Annotated in this window: 18 protein-coding genes; 11 read left to right on the forward strand and 7 right to left on the reverse strand. The window is 68.3% G+C overall.

Features of this window, described 5'->3' with window-relative positions; all coding sequences use genetic code 11:
* Window positions 1–2 precede the first annotated feature (2 nt).
* The gene (locus tag ACG01O_RS01525; protein WP_394380515.1) at window positions 3–485 is read right to left on the reverse strand and encodes a hypothetical protein; all 483 of its coding nucleotides are present in this window, start codon (window positions 483–485) and stop codon (window positions 3–5) included.
* Window positions 486–727: 242 nt separating this feature from the next.
* On the opposite strand from ACG01O_RS01525, the gene ACG01O_RS01530 reads away from it, so the two are divergent.
* Together ACG01O_RS01530 and ACG01O_RS01535 are read left to right on the forward strand one after the other, a co-directional pair.
* Window positions 728–1,000, forward strand: coding sequence for a hypothetical protein (locus ACG01O_RS01530; RefSeq protein ID WP_394380518.1), 273 nt, complete (start codon window positions 728–730; stop codon window positions 998–1,000).
* Window positions 997–1,746, forward strand: coding sequence for a hypothetical protein (locus tag ACG01O_RS01535; protein ID WP_394380521.1), 750 nt, complete (start codon window positions 997–999; stop codon window positions 1,744–1,746). The genes ACG01O_RS01530 and ACG01O_RS01535 overlap by 4 nt, the downstream gene beginning before the upstream one ends.
* A 58-nt stretch (window positions 1,747–1,804) precedes the next feature.
* Here the strand turns inward: ACG01O_RS01535 and ACG01O_RS01540 are convergent, their stop codons facing one another.
* Entirely contained in the window at window positions 1,805–2,299 is a 495-nt protein-coding gene (locus ACG01O_RS01540; protein WP_394380524.1) for an outer membrane lipoprotein, read from the reverse strand.
* A gap of 122 nt (window positions 2,300–2,421) precedes the next feature.
* A complete protein-coding gene (locus tag ACG01O_RS01545) occupies window positions 2,422–2,979 on the reverse strand; it encodes an HNH endonuclease (protein ID WP_394380527.1) in 558 nt (185 codons plus the stop codon).
* A gap of 233 nt (window positions 2,980–3,212) precedes the next feature.
* Between ACG01O_RS01545 and ACG01O_RS01550 the strand changes: the two genes are divergently transcribed.
* The 9 genes from ACG01O_RS01550 to ACG01O_RS01590 all read left to right on the forward strand — a co-directional run bounded on the left by ACG01O_RS01550 (window position 3,213) and on the right by ACG01O_RS01590 (window position 12,554).
* Window positions 3,213–3,926, forward strand: a complete 714-nt coding sequence (locus ACG01O_RS01550) for a TetR/AcrR family transcriptional regulator (protein WP_394382462.1) — start codon at window positions 3,213–3,215, stop codon at window positions 3,924–3,926.
* A 35-nt stretch (window positions 3,927–3,961) separates the two neighbouring features.
* Window positions 3,962–5,752 (forward strand): acyl-CoA dehydrogenase C-terminal domain-containing protein, encoded by a 1,791-nt coding sequence (locus ACG01O_RS01555; RefSeq protein WP_394380530.1) that lies wholly within the window; start codon window positions 3,962–3,964, stop codon window positions 5,750–5,752.
* 37 nt (window positions 5,753–5,789) lie between these two features.
* On the forward strand, window positions 5,790–6,221 hold the full coding sequence (locus ACG01O_RS01560; RefSeq protein ID WP_394380532.1) for a DUF2147 domain-containing protein: 432 nt from the start codon (window positions 5,790–5,792) through the stop codon (window positions 6,219–6,221).
* A gap of 22 nt (window positions 6,222–6,243) precedes the next feature.
* Complete coding sequence (locus ACG01O_RS01565; RefSeq protein WP_394380535.1) at window positions 6,244–8,640, forward strand: 3-hydroxyacyl-CoA dehydrogenase/enoyl-CoA hydratase family protein; 2,397 nt, start codon at window positions 6,244–6,246, stop codon at window positions 8,638–8,640.
* 8 nt (window positions 8,641–8,648) lie between these two features.
* The gene (locus ACG01O_RS01570; RefSeq protein WP_394380538.1) at window positions 8,649–9,152 is read left to right on the forward strand and encodes a DUF4442 domain-containing protein; all 504 of its coding nucleotides are present in this window, start codon (window positions 8,649–8,651) and stop codon (window positions 9,150–9,152) included.
* An 11-nt stretch (window positions 9,153–9,163) separates the two neighbouring features.
* Window positions 9,164–10,378, forward strand: coding sequence for an acetyl-CoA C-acyltransferase (locus ACG01O_RS01575; protein WP_394380541.1), 1,215 nt, complete (start codon window positions 9,164–9,166; stop codon window positions 10,376–10,378).
* A gap of 139 nt (window positions 10,379–10,517) precedes the next feature.
* Window positions 10,518–11,051 (forward strand): DUF1569 domain-containing protein, encoded by a 534-nt coding sequence (locus ACG01O_RS01580; RefSeq protein WP_394380544.1) that lies wholly within the window; start codon window positions 10,518–10,520, stop codon window positions 11,049–11,051.
* 16 nt (window positions 11,052–11,067) lie between these two features.
* Window positions 11,068–11,832 carry an enoyl-CoA hydratase gene (locus tag ACG01O_RS01585; RefSeq protein WP_394380547.1) on the forward strand — a complete coding sequence of 255 codons (765 nt, stop codon included), beginning with the start codon at window positions 11,068–11,070 and terminating at the stop codon, window positions 11,830–11,832.
* Window positions 11,829–12,554: an SGNH/GDSL hydrolase family protein gene (locus ACG01O_RS01590; protein ID WP_394380550.1), complete on the forward strand. Its 726-nt coding sequence runs from the start codon at window positions 11,829–11,831 to the stop codon at window positions 12,552–12,554. Before ACG01O_RS01585 ends, ACG01O_RS01590 begins: the two co-directional genes overlap by 4 nt.
* On the opposite strand, the gene ACG01O_RS01595 is transcribed toward ACG01O_RS01590, so the two are convergent.
* From ACG01O_RS01595 to ACG01O_RS01610, 4 genes are all read right to left on the reverse strand, one after another.
* Window positions 12,506–12,907, reverse strand: coding sequence for an acyl-CoA thioesterase (locus ACG01O_RS01595; RefSeq protein ID WP_394380553.1), 402 nt, complete (start codon window positions 12,905–12,907; stop codon window positions 12,506–12,508). The two genes, ACG01O_RS01590 and ACG01O_RS01595, sit on opposite strands and share 49 nt — an antisense overlap.
* A 35-nt stretch (window positions 12,908–12,942) precedes the next feature.
* The gene (locus ACG01O_RS01600) at window positions 12,943–14,736 is read right to left on the reverse strand and encodes a methyl-accepting chemotaxis protein (protein ID WP_394380556.1); all 1,794 of its coding nucleotides are present in this window, start codon (window positions 14,734–14,736) and stop codon (window positions 12,943–12,945) included.
* A 94-nt stretch (window positions 14,737–14,830) separates the two neighbouring features.
* Window positions 14,831–17,761 carry an ATP-binding protein gene (locus tag ACG01O_RS01605; protein WP_394380558.1) on the reverse strand — a complete coding sequence of 977 codons (2,931 nt, stop codon included), beginning with the start codon at window positions 17,759–17,761 and terminating at the stop codon, window positions 14,831–14,833.
* Entirely contained in the window at window positions 17,758–18,159 is a 402-nt protein-coding gene (locus ACG01O_RS01610) for a response regulator (protein WP_394380560.1), read from the reverse strand. The genes ACG01O_RS01605 and ACG01O_RS01610 overlap by 4 nt, the downstream gene beginning before the upstream one ends.
* Between the last annotated feature and the right edge of the window lie 46 nt (window positions 18,160–18,205).

Raw genomic sequence — 18,205 nt, forward strand, 5'->3', positions numbered from 1 at the left:
GCTCAGTCGCGGCTGGCCGGGCGCTCGAAGCCGGCGTCCACCCAGGCCTCAGCCGCGCTCTGGCTGAGCCGGAAGTTCGCCGCCACTTTGACCTGGGCAAGCTGCTCGCCGGCCGCGTCGTGCGCGCGCAGCCACGCGTAAGGGTCATCCTCGGCCGGCACGATTTCCAGCGACACCCTCAGCCATTGCCCATCCCGCGCCACGTACAGCGCCTTGTTGAGCTGGGCATGCAACTGCTGCTCGTGGCGGCGGATCACCTCGGACGCGGTTTTCACCAGCGTGTTGAACGCATTCACATCCAGCGGCTTGGGGTTCTTCTTGTCGCGCCCCATGGTCCACGGGCCCACCAGCGCCGGCTCGCTTTCACCGGCTTTGAACATCGCCACGGCCCAGCCCTCGTCGTCTTCGTTCTTGATGACCTGGGCGGTCCAGCCGTTGTCGCGCCACAGGCGGGCTTCGTGGACGGGCTCTTCAATGTCGTTCATGGCGATGGGGCTGCGCAAAGCGCGCGATTGTCACGCGCCGTGGGTGTCGAGGGGCGGGTGGGGCAAGGCGCGCATCGAGGGCAAAGGTTGGGGCATTTCCCCCAGATGGCTGCAACCAGCTGTTGCAGGCGGGGCATTTCCCCGGGGTGGCTGGCGTTTTCAGGCCTGGCATGGCTGTTGCGCTGAAGGACGCACCGGCACCGATGGCGGCGCCGGCCAACCCTTTGATCCAAGGAATCGTGATGAACAAGTTCGTGCTGTCCTCCTCTGCGCTGTGCGTGGCGCTGGGCCTGGCTGTGATGCCGGTGCAAGCCAAGGTCGAGAAGGCGGAAAAGCCGGAAAAGGCTGAGAAGGTGGAGAAGGTCGAAAAGATCGAAAAGGTCGAGAAGGTCGAGAAGGCTGAAAAGATCGAAAAGATCGAAAAGATCGAAAAGGTGGAGAAGGCTGAGAAGCCGGAAAAGCTCGAGAAGCCCGAAAAGCCTGAGAAGCCCCAAAAGGTTGAGAAGGTCGGGTGAAGCCGGCGTTTGTTTGGCTGCTGGCCACGGCCCTGGCGGCCGAGGCCAGCACGGACGACCCGGCGGGCGCCGCAACGCGCTCGCCGGCACCCTGGGGCCTGCTGCGCATGGAATGGGCTGTCGAGCGCTCCACCGGTTCGGCGGGCGAGTTGGAGGCCGACCGGCTGGACCAGGCGAGCTGGAGCCTGCGCGGCAGTCCGGCCGGGTGGCAGTGGGGCCTGGATGTGCCCGTGCTGCAGCGGCGTGACGCCGATGGCCGCGCCGCGGGGCTGGGCGACGTGGTGCTCAAGCTCAGTCGCGAACTGCAGGCCCTGGGGGCGGCGCAGTCCGGCTGGGACCTGGCTGTGAAATGGAAAACCGCGACCGGCAGCGCGGCACGGGGTCTGGGCACCGGCGCGTCAGACGCGGTGGTGCAGCTGGAGTGGGCGCATGTGGCCCCGGCGCAGTGGCTGGTGTTCGGGGAGTTGGGCTACCGCGTCACCGGCACACCGGCCGGCCGCACGCCGCGGCGCAACGCCTGGCATGCCGAGCTGGGGGCGCAGTCGCCCTGGGTGGCCGATTGGCAATGGGGAGCGTTTGCCCATGCCCGTGAAGCGGTCAGCCGCGTGGGCCCGCAGGCCGAGCTGACGGTGTATGGCCAGCAGCGCTGGGGCGGGCAGCAATTGCGGCTGCATGTGACGCGGGGCAACAGCCTTGGCAGTGCCGCCTGGGCGGCCGGGCTGGCCTGGAGCCAGCGCTGGCCGTGAGGGGAAGGCGCCCCGGGGGAGCCCTGGGGGGCGTGGGTCGCCCCGGGTGCGTGGCGGGTCAGCTGGCGCTGCCGGGGGCAGCTGTGGGCGTCACCGCGGGGGCGCGCGTCACGCGGGTCTTGCCGCCGGTGGTGACCAGCACCACCGGGTCGCCGCTGTTGAAGGTTTCGTTGCCCTTGGCCTGGATGATGGCCCGGCGCTCGCCGTTGCGCAACTGCACGATGATTTCCAGCGCGTCTTCACGGGTGGCCGAGCGCTCGATGGCGTTGCCAATCACGGCGCCGGCCACGGCGCCCAGCACCCCGACGACCTGACCTTCACGACGGCCACCGACCGAGCTGCCGGCGATGGCGCCAGTCACACCCCCTGCCACGCCGCCGATGCCGCTTTGCGAGCCATCCACCACGACCGGGCGCGACGACAGGACGGTGGCGTCTTGCACCTGCGACAGGCGCTGCGCGTCGTGCCGTTGCACGACGTCAGGGCTGGTCGTGGAGCAGGCCGACAGCGCCAGGGCGGCAACGACGGTGAGCGAGGTGATCAGTTTGGACATTCAAGGTCTCCGAAGGCGATACAGCCGCCTAACGTCTCGAATTGTCAGTCCGTTGACCGGCGGCGACGGCGCACTACAAGTCTTTACCCCGAACGGCCCGGCCGCCCAGCTGATTCGGCCGCTCAGCCGTGCAGCCGCGAGTTGCGCGGCACGCTGGCCAGCAGGAACTCCATCTGGTCGGCCAGGATGCGGCGGCCGCGCAGGATCATGTCTTCATGCAGGCTGGGCACGTAGGGCAGGTACATGAGGCTCATGTGCGCCTCTTCCGGCATGCGGTTGCCTTTGCGGCCGTTGCACGCGCGGCAGGCGGTGATGCAGTTCATCCAGCTGTCTTGCCCGCCGCGGGAGGTGGGGTGGATGTGTTCACGGGTGAGATCTTCGGCGGGGTGGCGGTGGCCGCAGTACGCGCACATGAAGCGATCGCGCACAAAGAGTTTGCTGTTGGTCAGCGCAGGCGCCTGGCGCCAGGCCCGGCTGGGCACCGCGCCGCGCACCGCGATGATGGGGTGCACTTCGATGCGTGACTGCAGCCCACTGCTGCGCTGCAGCCCGCCGCGCAGTACCTGGCAGGTGTCGCCCAGTGTCCAGGCGACGCCGTCGCTGGCATAGATCACCGCCGCCTCGCGCGTGGTGATCCAGGCCTGGGGCCGGCCGGAGACATCGAGTTGGAGCACATCCACAGCGTCAACCTCCTTGGGGACAGACTACTTCAGAACGGGCATGCCGCTCAAGCGTGCTGACGTGACAGTGCGGCGTCGTTGAGAGCGCTTGGGAAGTTGGTGATTACCCTGAGGCCCTGGCAGTTTTAGGCACATCACCCTAGGATTTCGTCGGACTGGGCTGGCGCTGTCGCGGGAGCGACCTGCAAAATAGAACGATCGTTCGTTTTATTTCTGCCCTTGCCGTGAGCCCGCTGCCCGTCCCCGCCAAGAAAGCCGCACCGCTCCGCGCTGCGAAGCCGGCGCGCGTGCCGCGCTCGTTGCAAAAGGGCCAGCAGACCCGCGCCGCCATCCTCGAAGCCGCGCTCGGACTGGCGTCTCACATGGGCCTGGAAGGTTTGTCCATCGGCGCGCTGGCCGACGTGACGGGCATGAGCAAGTCGGGCGTGTTCGCCCACTTCGGCTCCCGCGAGGAATTGCAGATCGCGGTGGTGACCGAGTACCACGCGAAGTTCGAGGAAGAAGTCTTCTTCATCGCCATCCGCGAAGCGCGGGGTCTGCCGCGCTTGCGGGCCATGTTCGAGCGCTGGGTGCGCCGCGTGTCCGTGGAAGTGGACTCGGGCTGCATCTACATCAGCGGCGCCGTCGAATTCGACGACCGGCCTGGCCCGGTGCGTGACGCCCTGGTCGGCATGGTCAAGGCCTGGCACGCCGCGTTGCACAAGGCCATCGTGCTCTCGGTGCAGGAAGGACACCTGCAGCCCGACGCCGATGTCGAGCAGATCGTGTTCGAACTGCACGGCCTGATCCTGTCGCTGCACCACGACGCGCGCTTCATGCGCATCCCGGGCGCGCTCACCCGCGCCGGGGTCGGTTTCGACCGAACGATCCAGTTCTACGCCACGCCGGCCGGCCTCGAGATCGAGCAGCGCCGCAAGGCTTCCAAAACCAGCGCCGTCAAGCGCTGAACCCCATCACCCACCCACCTCTCCAGGAGTTTTCGATGCCCCAGTACACCCCGCCCATGCGTGACATGCAGTTCGTCATGCACGAGCTGCTGAACGTCGTCGACGAGCTGAAGATGTTGCCCGGCCACGAGGACATCGACGCTGACACGATCAACGCGGTGCTCGAAGAAGGTGGCAAGTTCGCCGCCGAGGTCATCGCCCCCATCAACCTGAGCGGCGACGCCGAGGGTTGCAAGCTCGACAAAGCCACCCACGAGGTGACGCCGCCCAAGGGCTTCAAGGAAGCCTACAAGCAGTACGTGGAAGGCGGCTGGCCGGCTCTGTCCTGCGACCCGGACTTCGGCGGTCAGGGCCTGCCGCACACGGTGAACCAGTTCTTCTACGAAATGCTGAACTCGGCCAACCAGGCGTGGACGATGTACCCCGGCCTGAGCCACGGTGCCTACGAGGCGCTGCACGCCCACGGCACGCCCGAGCAAAAGGCCACCTACCTGCCCAAGCTGACCAGCGGCGAGTGGACCGGCACCATGTGCCTGACCGAGCCGCACTGCGGCACCGACCTGGGCCTGCTGCGCACCAAGGCCGAACCGCAAGCCGACGGCACCTACAAGATCACCGGCGCCAAGATCTTCATCTCGGCCGGCGAGCATGACCTGGCCGAAAACATCGTCCACCTGGTGCTGGCGCGCCTGCCGGATGCGCCGGCCGGCTCCAAGGGCATCTCGCTGTTCCTGGTGCCCAAGTTCCTGGTGAAGGCCGATGGCAGCCTGGGCGAGCGCAACGGCATCTACTGCGGCGGCCTCGAGCACAAGATGGGCATCCACGGCAACGCCACCTGCCAGATGGTGCTGGAAAGCGCCGTGGGCACCATGGTGGGCGAGCCCAACAAGGGCCTGGCCGCGATGTTCGTGATGATGAACGCCGCCCGTCTGGGCGTGGGCAACCAGTCGCTGGGCCTGACCGAAGTGGCCTACCAAAACGCCGTGGCCTACGCCAAGGACCGCATCCAGATGCGTTCGCTGTCGGGCGTGAAGGCACCGGACAAGGCTGCCGACCCCATCATCGTGCACCCCGATGTGCGCAAGATGCTGCTGACCGCGCGTGCCTTTGCCGAAGGCGGCCGCATGCTGCAGGGCTACACCGTGCTGCAGCTGGACAAGGCGCTGAAGAGCGACGATGAAGACGAGCGCAAGGAAGCCGACGCTGAAGTCGCGCTGCTGACGCCCATCATCAAGGCCTTCATCACCGACAACGGCTGGCTGGCCACGTCGCACTGCCTGCAGGTGTTCGGCGGCCACGGCTTCATCCATGAGTGGGGCATGGAGCAGTTCGTGCGCGACGCGCGCATCAACATGATCTATGAAGGCACCAACACCATCCAGTCGCTGGACCTGCTGGGCCGCAAGGTGCTGGGCAACAACGGCGCCACGCTGAAGAAGTTCGGCAAGAAGATCGCTGCCTTCATCGAGGAAGAGGGCACCAACGAAGCCATGCAGGAGTTCGTGAACCCGCTGGCCGACCTGGGCGACAAGGTCAACAAGCTGACCCAAGAGATCGGCATGAAGGCTTTCGGCAACCCCGACGAAGTCGGCGCCGCCGCGGTGGACTACCTGCGCGTGGTCGGTCACATGACCTTCGCCTACTTCTTCGCCCAGGCCGCCAAGATCGCCCTGGCCAAGAAGGACAGCGGCGACCCGTTCTACACCGCCAAGCTGGCCACGGCGCGCTTCTACTTCGCCAAGCTGCTGCCTGAAACTGCCACGCTGATCCGCACCTGCCGCGCGGGCCTGTCGCCGCTGATGGAAATGGAAGAAGCCCTGTTCTGACGCGGCTTCGCCACCGCCTGACGCCAAGGATGCCCCGATGAAATTCCTGTTCGCTGTTGCCCTGCTGATGCCCGCGTTTGCGTTCGCGCAGACCTCACCCGTGGGCCTGTGGAAGACCATTGACGACGACGGCAAAACCGCGAAGTCGCTGGTCCGCATCAGCGAACAGGGGGGCGCCCTGGTGGGCAGCATCGACAAGCTGCTGGACCCCAAGGACCCGGGCGACGCCAAGTGCGACAAGTGCAAGGACGACCGCAAGGACCAGCCCGTCGTCGGCCTGCAAATCATCCGCGGCGTGAAGGGCGAGGGCGACGGCGTCTGGGGGGGCGGTGAGATCCTCGACCCCAAAGACGGAAAGACCTACCGCACGCGCTTGAAGCCCGTGGACGGTGGAAAAAAACTCGAGGTGCGTGGCTACATCGGCGCCCCCCTCTTCGGCCGCAGCCAGACTTGGGTGCGCGTCGAGTAACCAAAACATCCTGGAGAAATCAATGAGTCGATTCCAAGTCCGCAAGGTCGCCGTGCTCGGCGCCGGCGTGATGGGCGCGCAGATCGCTGCCCACCTTGTCAATTGCAAGGTGCCCGTCGTGCTGTTCGACCTGCCCGCCAAGGAAGGCCCGAAGAACGGCATCGTGACCAAGGCCGTGGAAGGCCTGAAGAAGCTCAAGCCGGCGCCCCTGGGGGATGCGTCGGAAGCCGCGCTGATCCAGCAAGCCAACTACGAAGAGCACCTGGACGTGCTGAAGGGCTGTGACCTCATCATCGAGGCCATCGCCGAGCGCATGGACTGGAAGCTCGACCTGTACACCAAGATCGCGCCGTTCGTGGCGCCGCACGCCATCGTGGCGTCCAACACCTCGGGCCTGAGCATCACCAAGCTCTCCGAAGTGCTGCCGGAAGAAATCAAGCCGCGCTTCTGCGGCATCCACTTCTTCAACCCGCCGCGCTACATGGCGCTGGTGGAGCTGATCAACACCCCGACCACGCAGCCGGTCATCCTCGACCAGCTCGAAGCCTTCGTCACCACCGCGCTGGGCAAGAGCGTCGTGCGCGCCCATGACACGCCCAACTTCGTCGCCAACCGCGTCGGCATCGCCGGCATGATGGCCACGATGATCGAAGCCGAGAAGTTCGGCCTGTCGGTGGACGTGGTGGACGACCTGACCGGCAAGAAGCTGGGCCGCGCCTCCTCCGGCACCTTCCGCACCGCCGACGTGGTGGGCCTGGACACCATGGCCCACGTCGTCAAGACGATGCAGGACAACCTGAAGGACGACCCGTTCTACAGCACCTACGCCACGCCCAAGGTGTTGGCCGGCCTGATCGAGAATGGCGCGCTGGGTCAGAAGACCGGCGCCGGCTTCTACAAGAAGGTGGGCAAGGACATCCAGCGCCTGGACTTCGCCACGGGTGAGTACGTGGCCGGCGGCAAGAAGGCCGACGAGATCGTTGCTCGCATGCTCAAGAAGCAGCCGGCCGACCGCCTGAAGCTGCTGCGCGAAAGCACCAACCCGCAAGCCCAGTTCCTGTGGGCCATCCTGCGCGACAGCTTCCACTACGCCGCCGTGCACCTGAACACCGTGGCCGACACCGCCCGCGAGATCGACTTCGCGATGCGCTGGGGCTTCGGCAGCAGCCAAGGCCCGTTCGAGCTGTGGCAAGCCGCCGGCTGGAACCAGGTGGCCGGCTGGATCGCCGAAGACATCGCCGCGGGCAAGGCGCTCAGCACCGAGCCGCTGCCGGCCTGGGTCACGTCCGGCCCCGTCGCCGAAGCCGGTGGCGTGCACACGCCGCAAGGCTCGTGGAGCGCCGCCGAAGGCCAGTTCAAGCCGCGCAGCGAACTGCCGGTCTACAGCCGCCAGGCCTTCCGTGAATCGCTGCTGGGCACCGGCGCCGCCGACCCGCTGAAGAGCGGCACCGAGCTGTTCAAGAACGACGAAGTGCGCGTCTGGACGCTGGACGGCAAGGTTGTCATCGCCTCCATCACCGCCAAGCTGCACCTGATCAGCCCGGCCGTGACCGAGGGCCTGATCAAGGCCGTCGAGATTGCCGAGGCCGACTACCAAGGCATGGTGATCTGGAGCCCGGACGACGTGTTCTCCGCCGGCGCCAACCTGGAAAGCCTGATGCCCGTCTTCATGAAGATGGGCAGCAAGGGCATCGCCCCGGAAGAGAAGAAGCTGCAGGATGCGATGCTGCGCATCCGCTACGCCTCGGTGCCGGTGGTGGCGGCGATGCGTGGCCTGGCGCTGGGCGGCGGCTGCGAGCTGGCCATCCACTGCGCCCGCCGCGTGGCGCATGTCGAGAGCTACGTGGGACTGGTGGAAGTGGGCGTGGGCCTGGTGCCGGGTGCCGGCGGCCTGACTTACATCGCCCGCCGTGCCGCCGAGATGGCCGCGGCCGGCAATGCCGGTGCCGACATCCTGACCTTCCTGAAGGACGGTTTCCTGACCGCCGCCACGGCCAAGGTCGCCACCTCCGCGCACGAAGCCAAGAAGAACGGCTTCCTGCTGGACAGCGACGTCATCGTGCCGCACAAGGACGAACTGCTGCACGTGGCCACGGCCACCGCGCTGGGCATGGCCGAAGCCGGCTACCGCCCGCCGCACAAGGCGCTGTTCCCGGTGGCGGGCCGCAGTGGCATCGCCACCATCAAGGGCCAGGTTGCCAACATGCGTGACGGCGGCTTCGTCAGCGCGCACGACTACCACCTGGCCGCGGCGATTGCCGACGTGGTCTGCGGTGGTGAGGTCGAGGCCGGTTCCCTGGTCACCGAGGAGTACCTGATGGCCCTGGAGCGCAAGCACTTCTGCTCGCTGCTGGACAACCCCAAGACGCAAGAACGCATCATGGGGATGCTGCAAACGGGCAAGCCCGTCCGCAACTAAGCCAGGCCATGAACCGGCTTCAACGCACCCTCGCCAAGCTGGACGGCCTGCCCGCCCCGCTGAGGGGTGTCGCGCGCAACTTCGCCTTGCGCCGGGCCGTGCCCTTCACCGGCACGGCATCGCTGGATTTCGTGGCGCTCTCGCCTGAGAGCAGCGAAATCCGCATCGCCAACCAGCGTCCGGTGCAAAACCACATCAAGGGCGTGCATGCGGCGGCCATGTCGCTGCTGGCCGAAACCGCCACCGGCATGGTGGTGGGCATGAATGTGCGGGATGACTGTCTGCCGCTGTGCAAGTCGCTGCAGGTGAACTTCAAGCGCCGCGCCACCGGTGGGTTGGTGGCCAAGGCACACCTGACGGCCGCGCAGCGCTTTGCGATGGCGAACGAAACCAAGGGTGAGGTCACCGTGGCCGTGACCGTGACCGATGAAGCCGGCATCGAGCCGATCCAGTGTGAATTTGTCTGGGCCTGGGTGCCCAAAGAGACATCCAAAAGCAAGCCCCAGGCTTGAAAGGAAGCAACATGAGCAAGCAAGTCCAAGACGCCTACATCGTCTCCGCCACCCGTCTGCCCATTGGCAAGAGCGGCCGCGGCTATTTCAAGAACACCCGCCCGGACGAGATGCTCGTCAAGGTGATGCAGGCCGCGCTGGCCCAGGCCCCGGGCCTGGACCCGGCCGCGATTGAAGACGCCATCGTCGGCTGCTCCTTTCCCGAAGGCGAGCAGGGCATGAACATCGCCCGCGTGGCCTCGGTGCTGGCGGGTCTGGGCAACACCATCGGCGGCGTGACGGTGAACCGCTACTGCGCCTCCGGCATCACCGCCGTGCAGATGGCCGCCGACCGCATCCGCGTGGGCGAAGCCGACGTGATGTTCGCCGGTGGCGTGGAGTCCATGTCCATGATCCCGATGGGGGGCAACAAGCCGTCCCTGAGCCCGCTGATCTTCGAGAAGGACGAGAACATCGGCATCGCCTACGGCATGGGCCTGACGGCCGAGAAGGTGGCCGCGCAGTGGAAGATCAGCCGCGAAGCGCAGGACGCGTTCTCGGTGGAATCGCACCGCCGCGCCGTGGCCGCCATGCAGGCCGGTCACTTTGCCGCCGAGATCACGCCCTTCGACGTCGTCGAGCGCACGCCCAACCTGGCCGACGGCACGGTCAACATCAAGACCCGCACGGTCAGCCTGGATGAAGGCGCGCGCCCCGACACCAGCCTGGAAGGCCTGGCCAAGCTCAAGCCCGTGTTCGCCGCCAAGGGCAGCGTCACCGCCGGCAACAGCTCGCAAACGTCCGATGGCTCGGGTGGCCTGCTGATCGTCAGCGAAGCCGCGCTCAAGCGCTACAACCTGACGCCGCTGGCCCGCTTCGTGTCCTTCGCCGTGCGCGGCGTGCCGCCCGAGATCATGGGCATCGGCCCCATCGAAGCCATTCCCGCCGCACTGAAGGCCGCTGGCATTTCCGCCAAGGACCTGGACTGGGTCGAGCTGAACGAAGCCTTCGCTGCACAGAGCCTGGCCGTGCTGAACGACCTGGACAGCAAGGGCATCGAGCTGGACCGCGCCAAGGTCAACCCCAACGGCGGCGCCATCGCGCTGGGCCACCCGCTGGGCGCCACGGGTGCCATCCGCGCTGCGTCGGTCATCCACGGCCTGCGCCGCACCGGCGGCAAGTACGGCATGGTGACGATGTGCGTGGGCGCCGGCCAAGGCGCTGCGGGCATCTTCGAGCGCCTGTAAGCCAACCCACCCCCGGCGGGCGTCGCCCGACCTCGCCAGGGGGTGCCCGTGACGAGCTGGCCCCGCCAGCGCCGCCCGGGCCTCAGGCCCCAGCACCGCACGACAATGCGCGCTTGATCACAGGCAGGAATCGCCTTTCATGAACAGACGCAAATGGCTTGGATCGTCGATGGTGCTGCTCTCGGCCGCACCCTTGGCCGGCTGCTCGGGGCGGCTCACCACGTTCACCACCTGGCGGCAGGCGCAGCAGGCCGTGCTGGACCTGCTGTTCGTGCCCAAGGCTGTGCAGGGCAATCCCTGGAACCTCAGCCAGGTGTTGCAGCATCTCGCGCAGAGCATCGAGTTCTCGATGCAGGGCTACCCGGTGCTCAAGGGCGCCTGGTTTCGCTCGACGGTCGGCTCCGCGGCGTTTGCCGTGTTCAATGCCCGTGGCGAGATGAGCCACAGCCTGGACGAACCCATTCCCGGCGCGCCAGCCCTGGAAGCCACCCAGGCGCTGAAGGTGTCCGTGCAGCGCCTGCTGGACGCCATGGAAGCGTTTGCCGACTTCAACGGGACGCTGCGCCCGCATTTCGCGTATGGCGAGCTGACCAAGCCGCAGTACGAGCGCGCCCACCTCATGCACCTGGCCCAGCACTGGACCCAGTTCCAGCCGCTGACCGCCCACGCCTGACCTGAAAGCCCCACCGATGACCATCAAGACCTACACCGTCAATGGCGTTGCGACGATCGAGATCGCCCGCCCGGAAAAGAAGAACGCCATCACGCAGGCGATGTACCAGGCCATGGCCGATGCGCTGCGCGCGGCCGACGCCGACAAGGCCGTGCGCGCCGTGCTCATCACCGGTCAGCCCGGCATCTTCACTTCGGGCAACGACCTGGAAGACTTCATGGCCGGCCCGGTGCGCGGCGAAGACGCGCCCACCTTCCAGTTCATGCACGCGCTGGTGGACTGCGGCAAGCCCGTCGTGGCGGCGGTGACGGGCGCGGCCATCGGCATCGGCACGACGATGCTGCTGCACTGCGACTTCGTGTTCGTGGCCGACGAGGCGCGCCTGGCCATGCCGTTCGTGGGCCTGGGCCTGGTGCCCGAGTTCGCGTCCAGCGTGGTGGTGCCGCAGTTGATGGGCAACGTGCGCGCGGCAGAAAAGCTGCTGCTGGGCGACCCCTTCACCGGCGAGCAGGCCGTGGAATGCGGCATCGCCAACCGTGTGCTGCCTGCCAGCGAAGTGCTGAACCACGCGCGCCGTGTGGCCGAGCGCTTCAACACCCTGGCCCCGGGCGCGGTGCGCGACAGCAAGAAGCTGATCCGTGACCCGCAGCGCGAGGCGGTCAAGGCCGCCATCACGCGCGAGGCGCAGGTCTTCGGCGCCCGTCTGCGCAGCCCCGAGGCGATGGAAGCCTTCCAGGCCTTCTTCCAAAAGCGCGCGCCCGACTTCTCGAAGTTCGAGTGATCGCCAAGCTCCTGCTGGGGCCGCTGCTGCTCTGGCAGGGGCGCCGGGTGCGCGCCACCGCGCTGCGGCTGCCCGAAGCGGCCGGGCCCCGTGCCGCCGAGGGCGATGCCCTGCGCGTGTTGATCGTGGGCGATTCGTCAGCGGCCGGCGTGGGCGCGCGCCATCAGGATCAAGCCCTGGCGGGGTGTCTCGCCCAGGCCTTGCGCCGCCGGCTTGGCCGGCCGGTGGGGTGGCAGCTGGTGGCAGCCAGCGGCCACGGCACGCGGGAGGCGCACGCGCAGCTCGCGTCGGCGGTGTTGCAGCCGGCCGATGTGCTGGTGACCGCACTGGGCGTGAACGACGTGGTGGAGCAGGTGCCCGCGCGCCAAGCCTTGGCGGACCTGCACGCCCTGCACCAGCAGGCGGTGGACCGGGCTGGTGTGCAGTTCACCGTGCACTGCGCCGCGCCGCCGATGCAGCACTTCCCGCTGCTGCCGCAGCCCCTGCGCTGGTTTTTTGGCCGTGAGGCCGCGCGCTACAACGCAGCCCTTCAGGCAGCAGTGGCCGGCCAGCCGCGCCGCGTGGTGTTGCCCTTGCCGGCGGCCTTGCAGCAAGACGCCGCGCGCTGGATGGCCGAAGACGGTTTCCACCCCGGCCCCCGCGGCTACGCGCTCTGGGCCGAGGCCGTGGCCGATCAGGTGGTGATGGGCCTGGGCTTGCCGTCGTTGTCGATGGCCACGTAGGTCAGGTTGGCTTCGGTCACCTTCACCACGTGCAGGTTCTCGGGGTCGCGCTCGGCCATCACTTCCACGTGCACCGTGATCGAGGTGCGGCCCACGCGGGTCACGGTGGCGTAGAAGCTCAGCAGGTCGCCGATGGAGACCGGCTGCTTGAAGATGAACTCATTGACGGCCACGGTCGTCACGCGGCCGCGGGACAGGCGTGCGGGCAGGATGGAGCCGGCAATGTCCACCTGCGCCATGATCCAGCCGCCAAAAATGTCGCCGTTGGCGTTCGCGTCGGCCGGCATGGGCATCACGCGCAGAACCAGCTCGCGCTGGACACCGGCCGCAGCCGGGGTAGGGATCGAATTCATGCCCGGATTGTCCCTTCAGTGGCGCCGCGCGTGCCTTAGAAACTCGTCCAGTCGTCTTCGTCCGCTGCGGTGGCGGCCGGGGCCGGTGCGGCGCGTGGGGCCGGGCGGGCAACCGGCGCCTGCGCGGGCTTGGCGCCCGAAGGGCTGGCCTTGGCGTGGGTTTGAGGCGCGGCCGATGGGGCGGGTTCCTTCGCGGCCGGTGCGCGGCTCGGGGCGGCCGCGCTGACCTTTTCCTGACGCCGCATCTCGACGGCATCTTCCTCCGCGAGGGACTTGTCCTTCGACGTGAGCCGGAACACGCGGATGGTGTTGTGCACCAGACCCACCTGGCTGTTCAGGGCACTGGCCGACGCGGCCAGCTCTTCCACCATGGCCGCGTTCTGCTGGGTGATGGAGTCCAGATGCTGCACGGCCTCGCCCACCTGGCCCACGCCGATGGATTGCTCGCGGGCGGCGCTGTCGATTTGCTCCAGCACATGCGTCACGCGGGACACGGCGGACATCACTTCGTCCATGCGCACCTTGGCGTCGGCCGCGCGCTGACCGCCGGCCTCGACGCGCTCGCGCGATTCCTCGATGAGCGTTCGGATCTCTTTGGCAGCGCTGCTGGTGCGCTGCGCCAGCGCGCGCACTTCAGACGCCACCACCGCGAAGCCCCGGCCCTGCTCGCCGGCGCGGGCCGCTTCCACCGCGGCGTTCAGCGCCAGGATGTTGGTTTGGAAGGCGACGCCTTCAATGACCTGGATGATGTCGCCGATGCGGCGTGACGAGTCGGCGATCTCCTGCATGGTGTCCACCACGCTGTGCACCGCCTCTTGGCTGCGGTGGGCCACGCCGGCGGTGTCGCGCGCAAACTGCGCGCCTTCACCGGCGAGCTCGGAGGTCTGCTTCACCGTACCGCCGATCTGGTCCATGGCCGCAGCGGTTTGTTCCAGGCTGCTGGCCTGCGACTCGGTGCGGGACGACAGGTCCTGATTGCCCGCGGCAATCTCTTGCGCGCCGCCGAGCAGGTTGGCCACCTCGTGGCGCACATCCCGCACCACGGTGCGCACCGACACTGTGAGCTGGGCCAGCGCCAGCTGCAACTCACCGATCTCGCCACGGCCGCTGACCTCGACGGCCCGGGTCAGGTCGCCCCCCGCCAGCAGGTTGGCGGTGGCGATCACCCCGCGCAAGGGCTGCACGGCGCTGACCAGCAGGCCCACGCTGGACAGCGTGGCCCCTACCGCAGCCGCCAGCACGGTGCCCCAGGTGGGCGCATCCATCGCCGCGGCGGCCGCTGGCAGGGCGGCGGCCAGCAATGCCAGGCCCACCACGCGGCCGCGCAGTTCCGGCCGCAAGGCTTCCAGTGTGCGGCCGATCAGGTCGTTACGTTGCACCACGCCGTGGCGCAGCACGGTCACGCGGCGGCCGGCGGCGGCCTCCTCGCGCATCTTGGCGTACAGCGCCTCGGCCGCGCGGGTTTCAGTGGCATCCGGGCGGGTGCGCACCGACAGGTAGCCCACCGTGCGTGCGCCGTCGCGCACCGGCGTGGCGTTGGCTCGAACCCAGTAGTAGTCGCCGTTCTTGCGGCGGTTCTTCACCAGCGCGCTCCAGGGCATGCCGGCTTCGATGGTGGCCCACATGTCGCGGAAGGCTTCTTCCGGCATGTCGGGGTGGCGCACCAGGTTGTGCGGCTGCCCCATCAGCTCCGCGCTGGTGTAGCCGCTCACGTTCACGAAGTTCGTGTTGCAGTAGGTGATGCGACCTTTGAGGTCCGTGATGGAGATGAGTGTTTGATCCGGCGGAAAGGAATACTCGTTCTGGGTCACCGGCAGGTTCGTACGCATGTCGCCCTCTCTCTGGTGGAACGGTGGTCCGCCGGCCGCGGTGATGCTGCGGTTCGGCGATCAGTGGTTCAGCATAGCGGCAAGACCTGACGCGTCAATGCGCAGACAGACCCTTGCTTTGGCTTAAATCAAACAGCAAACCGCGGCAGGCGGTCTCAGCCGCCTCGGTGTCGAACGCGGCCATGGCTTCGCGCAGCGGGTCCAGCGCGGCGCCGAGTTGCTCGCCGTGCGCCGCCACCAGGGCGTCGAAACGGTCGAAGCAGTCGAGCGACTGGCTGTGCAGGCTGTCGGCCAAGGCCTGCAGCGTGGGTGCCAGCGCCGCGGCCCCGTGTTGCGCACCGTCAAAGGTGCTGAGCCACCCTTGCACGGCGCGGCTCACGGCGTCAAGTTCCGCCTGCAATCGTTTCGCGTCGTCGGCGGCAATGCTGGGCTCGCGCCCAGCCTCCAACACCGCACAGAGGGCGGAGAGCCGGTAGGCGCCCACCGCCGCCGCGCCGCTCTTGAGTTGGTGCGCGGCGTCGCGGTCGCCCTGCTGCAGCAGCCGATCCACCAGGCGGCGGGCCTGAGGGTCAAATTCACGCAGCAGGCCGGCGTAGAAGTTGCGGTCATGGCCGAAGCGGGCCAGCGCTCCAGCGTCGTCCAGCACCGCGCTGTCCTCCCACGCCGGCGGCGGGGCGTCCGGGCGGTGCCCGGGCAGCGGGGCGTGGCCGCACAGGCCCAGCACCAGGGCCACCAGGGTGTCGAGGTTGAAGGGCTTGCCCACATGCCCGTTCATGCCCGCCGCCAGGCAGGTGTTGCGGTCTTCGGCGCTGGCGTTGGCCGTCATGGCCAGTACCGGCAGCGTGGCCCAGCGCGGGTCACGACGCAGTTGTCGGGTGGCCTGCAGCCCGTCCATGTGCGGCATCTGCATGTCCATCAGCACCAGGTCGAAGGGCTCGCGGTCCAGCGCGGCCAGGGCTTGTTCGCCGTCTTCGGCGCACACCACGGTGGCGCCCTCGCGCCCCAACAGCTTGCGCGCCACTTCGCGGTTCAGTGCGTTGTCTTCCGCCAGCAGCAGGCGCAGGCCGGCCAGGCGCGGCGCGCCGGGCGCTGCCGAGGGCCCGGGGGCGGCGGCCGGGCGGGGGGCCATGCCCGCCACGGTGGCGGCATCAGCCAGGGGCAGGGGCAACTCGAAGTGAAAGCAGCTGCCGCGGCCCAGCTCGCTGTCGAGCTGAAGGTCTCCGCCCATGAGGTGCACCAGCCGCTGGCTGATGGACAGGCCCAGCCCCGTGCCGCCGAAGCGGCGTGTGGTGGAAATCTCGGCCTGGCTGAACGCCGCAAAGATCGCCTCGCGCTGCTCGGGGGCGATGCCGATGCCGGTGTCCGTCACGGCGAAGTGCAGGCGGGCCGTGGTGTCGTCGAGGCCGACGAGGCGCACCTCCACGCGCACCTCGCCGCGCTCGGTGAATTTCAAGGCGTTGCCCGCCAGGTTGATGAGCACCTGCTGCAGGCGCATGGCGTCGGCCACCAGCCAGTGCGGCACCTGCGGGTCCAGCACCAAGTTCAGCGCGACGGGCTTGCTGCCGATGTTGGCGCTGAGGATCACGCGCAGCTCGTCCAGCAGGTGCGGCAGGTGCAGCGGCAAAGGCTCCAGCGTCATCTTGCCGGCCTCGGCCTTGGAGTGGTCCAGGATGTCGTTGAGCAGCCCCAGCAAGTGGCGCGCGGCACCGTCGGCCTTGTGCAGCAGGTCCGACTGCTCGGCGTCCAGCGTGGTGTGCCCCAGCAGCTGCAACATGCCCAGCACCGCATTGAGCGGCGTGCGGATCTCGTGGCTCATGTTGGCCAGGAACTGGCTCTTGCTGCGCGCAGCCGCGCCGGCCGCTTCTATGCGGCGGCGGCTTTCGGTCACGTCGATGCGGAACACCACGTGCATGCCGTCGGCCGTGCCGCGGTTGATGGCACGAATCCAGCGGCCATCACGCAGGGCGTTTTGCTGGTCCGAGTGGCGGGTGCGGAACAGGGCGATCTGTTCCTGCACCCAGCCTTCCACATCGTCGGTGTCGGGCAGGGCGCCGCCGTTGCGCATGCCCAACCGCACCACGTCCTCGTACTGCATGCCAGGCTGCACGGTGCCGTGCTGCGTGCCCACCAAGTAGCGGTAGCGCTCGTTGCAGAACACCAGGGCCTCGTCGGCATCGAACAGCGCAAAGGGCTCGTCCAGCGCCTCGATGGCCGACCGCAGCGTGCGTTCGTTGGCCTCGGCGCTGCGCTGAGCGAGCGTGAGCGCGGTCACCTCCTGCAGTGCGCCCACCAGCTGGGGCGCACGGCCCGGTGCGGTGTCGGTTTCGCCCATGGCCCGGAACCAGCGCGGCGCTGTGTTGCGGGCGCGCAGGGCCAGCAGCCGGTCGAAGGGCTGGCCGTGTTCGGCCGCTTCGCGGATGGCCTGACGCAGGGCGTTCCAGTCGGCCGACCGGAACAGCCGTGCCGCGCCGTTCAGGTCCAGGTCCTCACCGGGGGGCAGGCCCAACAGGCGGCGGCATTCGTCCGACAGCAGCAGCCGCTGGCGACCGCGGTCCAGCGTCCAGCCGCCCACGCCGGCCAGGTGCTGCACGCGCGCCAGTTCCGCCCGGCGGGCCTGAAGCTCGGCCTGGGCCTGCTTGGTGGGCGTGATGTCGCGCCGCACCGCGATGTATTTCAGGGTCTGGCCGTCGGGGCCGGGCACCGGGGCGATGACGGTGTCTTCCCAGAACAGCTGCCCGTCCTTGGCGCGGTTGCAAATCTCGCCGTGCCAGGCCTGGCCGGCGCGCAGCTGCTGCCAGATGGCCTCCCAGAAGTCGGCGTTGTGGACGCCCGAGTCCAGCAACTCAAAGGTCTGGCCCAGCAACTCGGCCTCGCCATAACCGCACAACTGCTCGAAGCGCGCGTTGACGCGGATGATGCGCCCGTCCAGGTCGTTCTCGGTCACGCCGGCCTGCTCATCCAGGATGGCCAGCAGCGCCAAGCGCTCGTGCCCGCTGCCGGGCGGGCGCCGGCTGTGCGGGCTCATGCCAGCGGGCGGCCGCGGCTCAGGCTGGCCAGGGCTTGAGCCAGCGGGTCGCGCGCCAGCGGTTTGGTCAGGAAGCCATCCGCTCCAGCGGCCAGGAAGTGGGCCTGCGTGGCCGGGTCGGCTTCACCCGACACCATCAGCACCTTGGGCCGCGCGCTGCCGGGCGGCAGGCTGCGCAGGGCGGCCAGCGTGTCTTGCCCGCCGAGGCCGGGCATGTGGATGTCCAGGAGCACCAGGTCGAAGCGCTGCTCGCGGGCGAGTTGAACGGCCTTGGCGCCGTTGTTGACCAAGGCGCCCTGGTGGCCGAGTTCACGCAGCAAGCGGGCCGCGATGCGCAGGTTCAGTGGGTCGTCGTCAACGACCAGCACGTGCAGACGGGAGTCAGGGGCGGCGGTCATCCGAGCCTTGCGGGAGCGGTGTTGCTTCCGTTCTACCACCGAAGCG

This window comes from Pelomonas baiyunensis, assembly GCF_043555935.1.
GTDB classification, from domain to species: domain Bacteria; phylum Pseudomonadota; class Gammaproteobacteria; order Burkholderiales; family Burkholderiaceae_C; genus Pelomonas; species Pelomonas baiyunensis.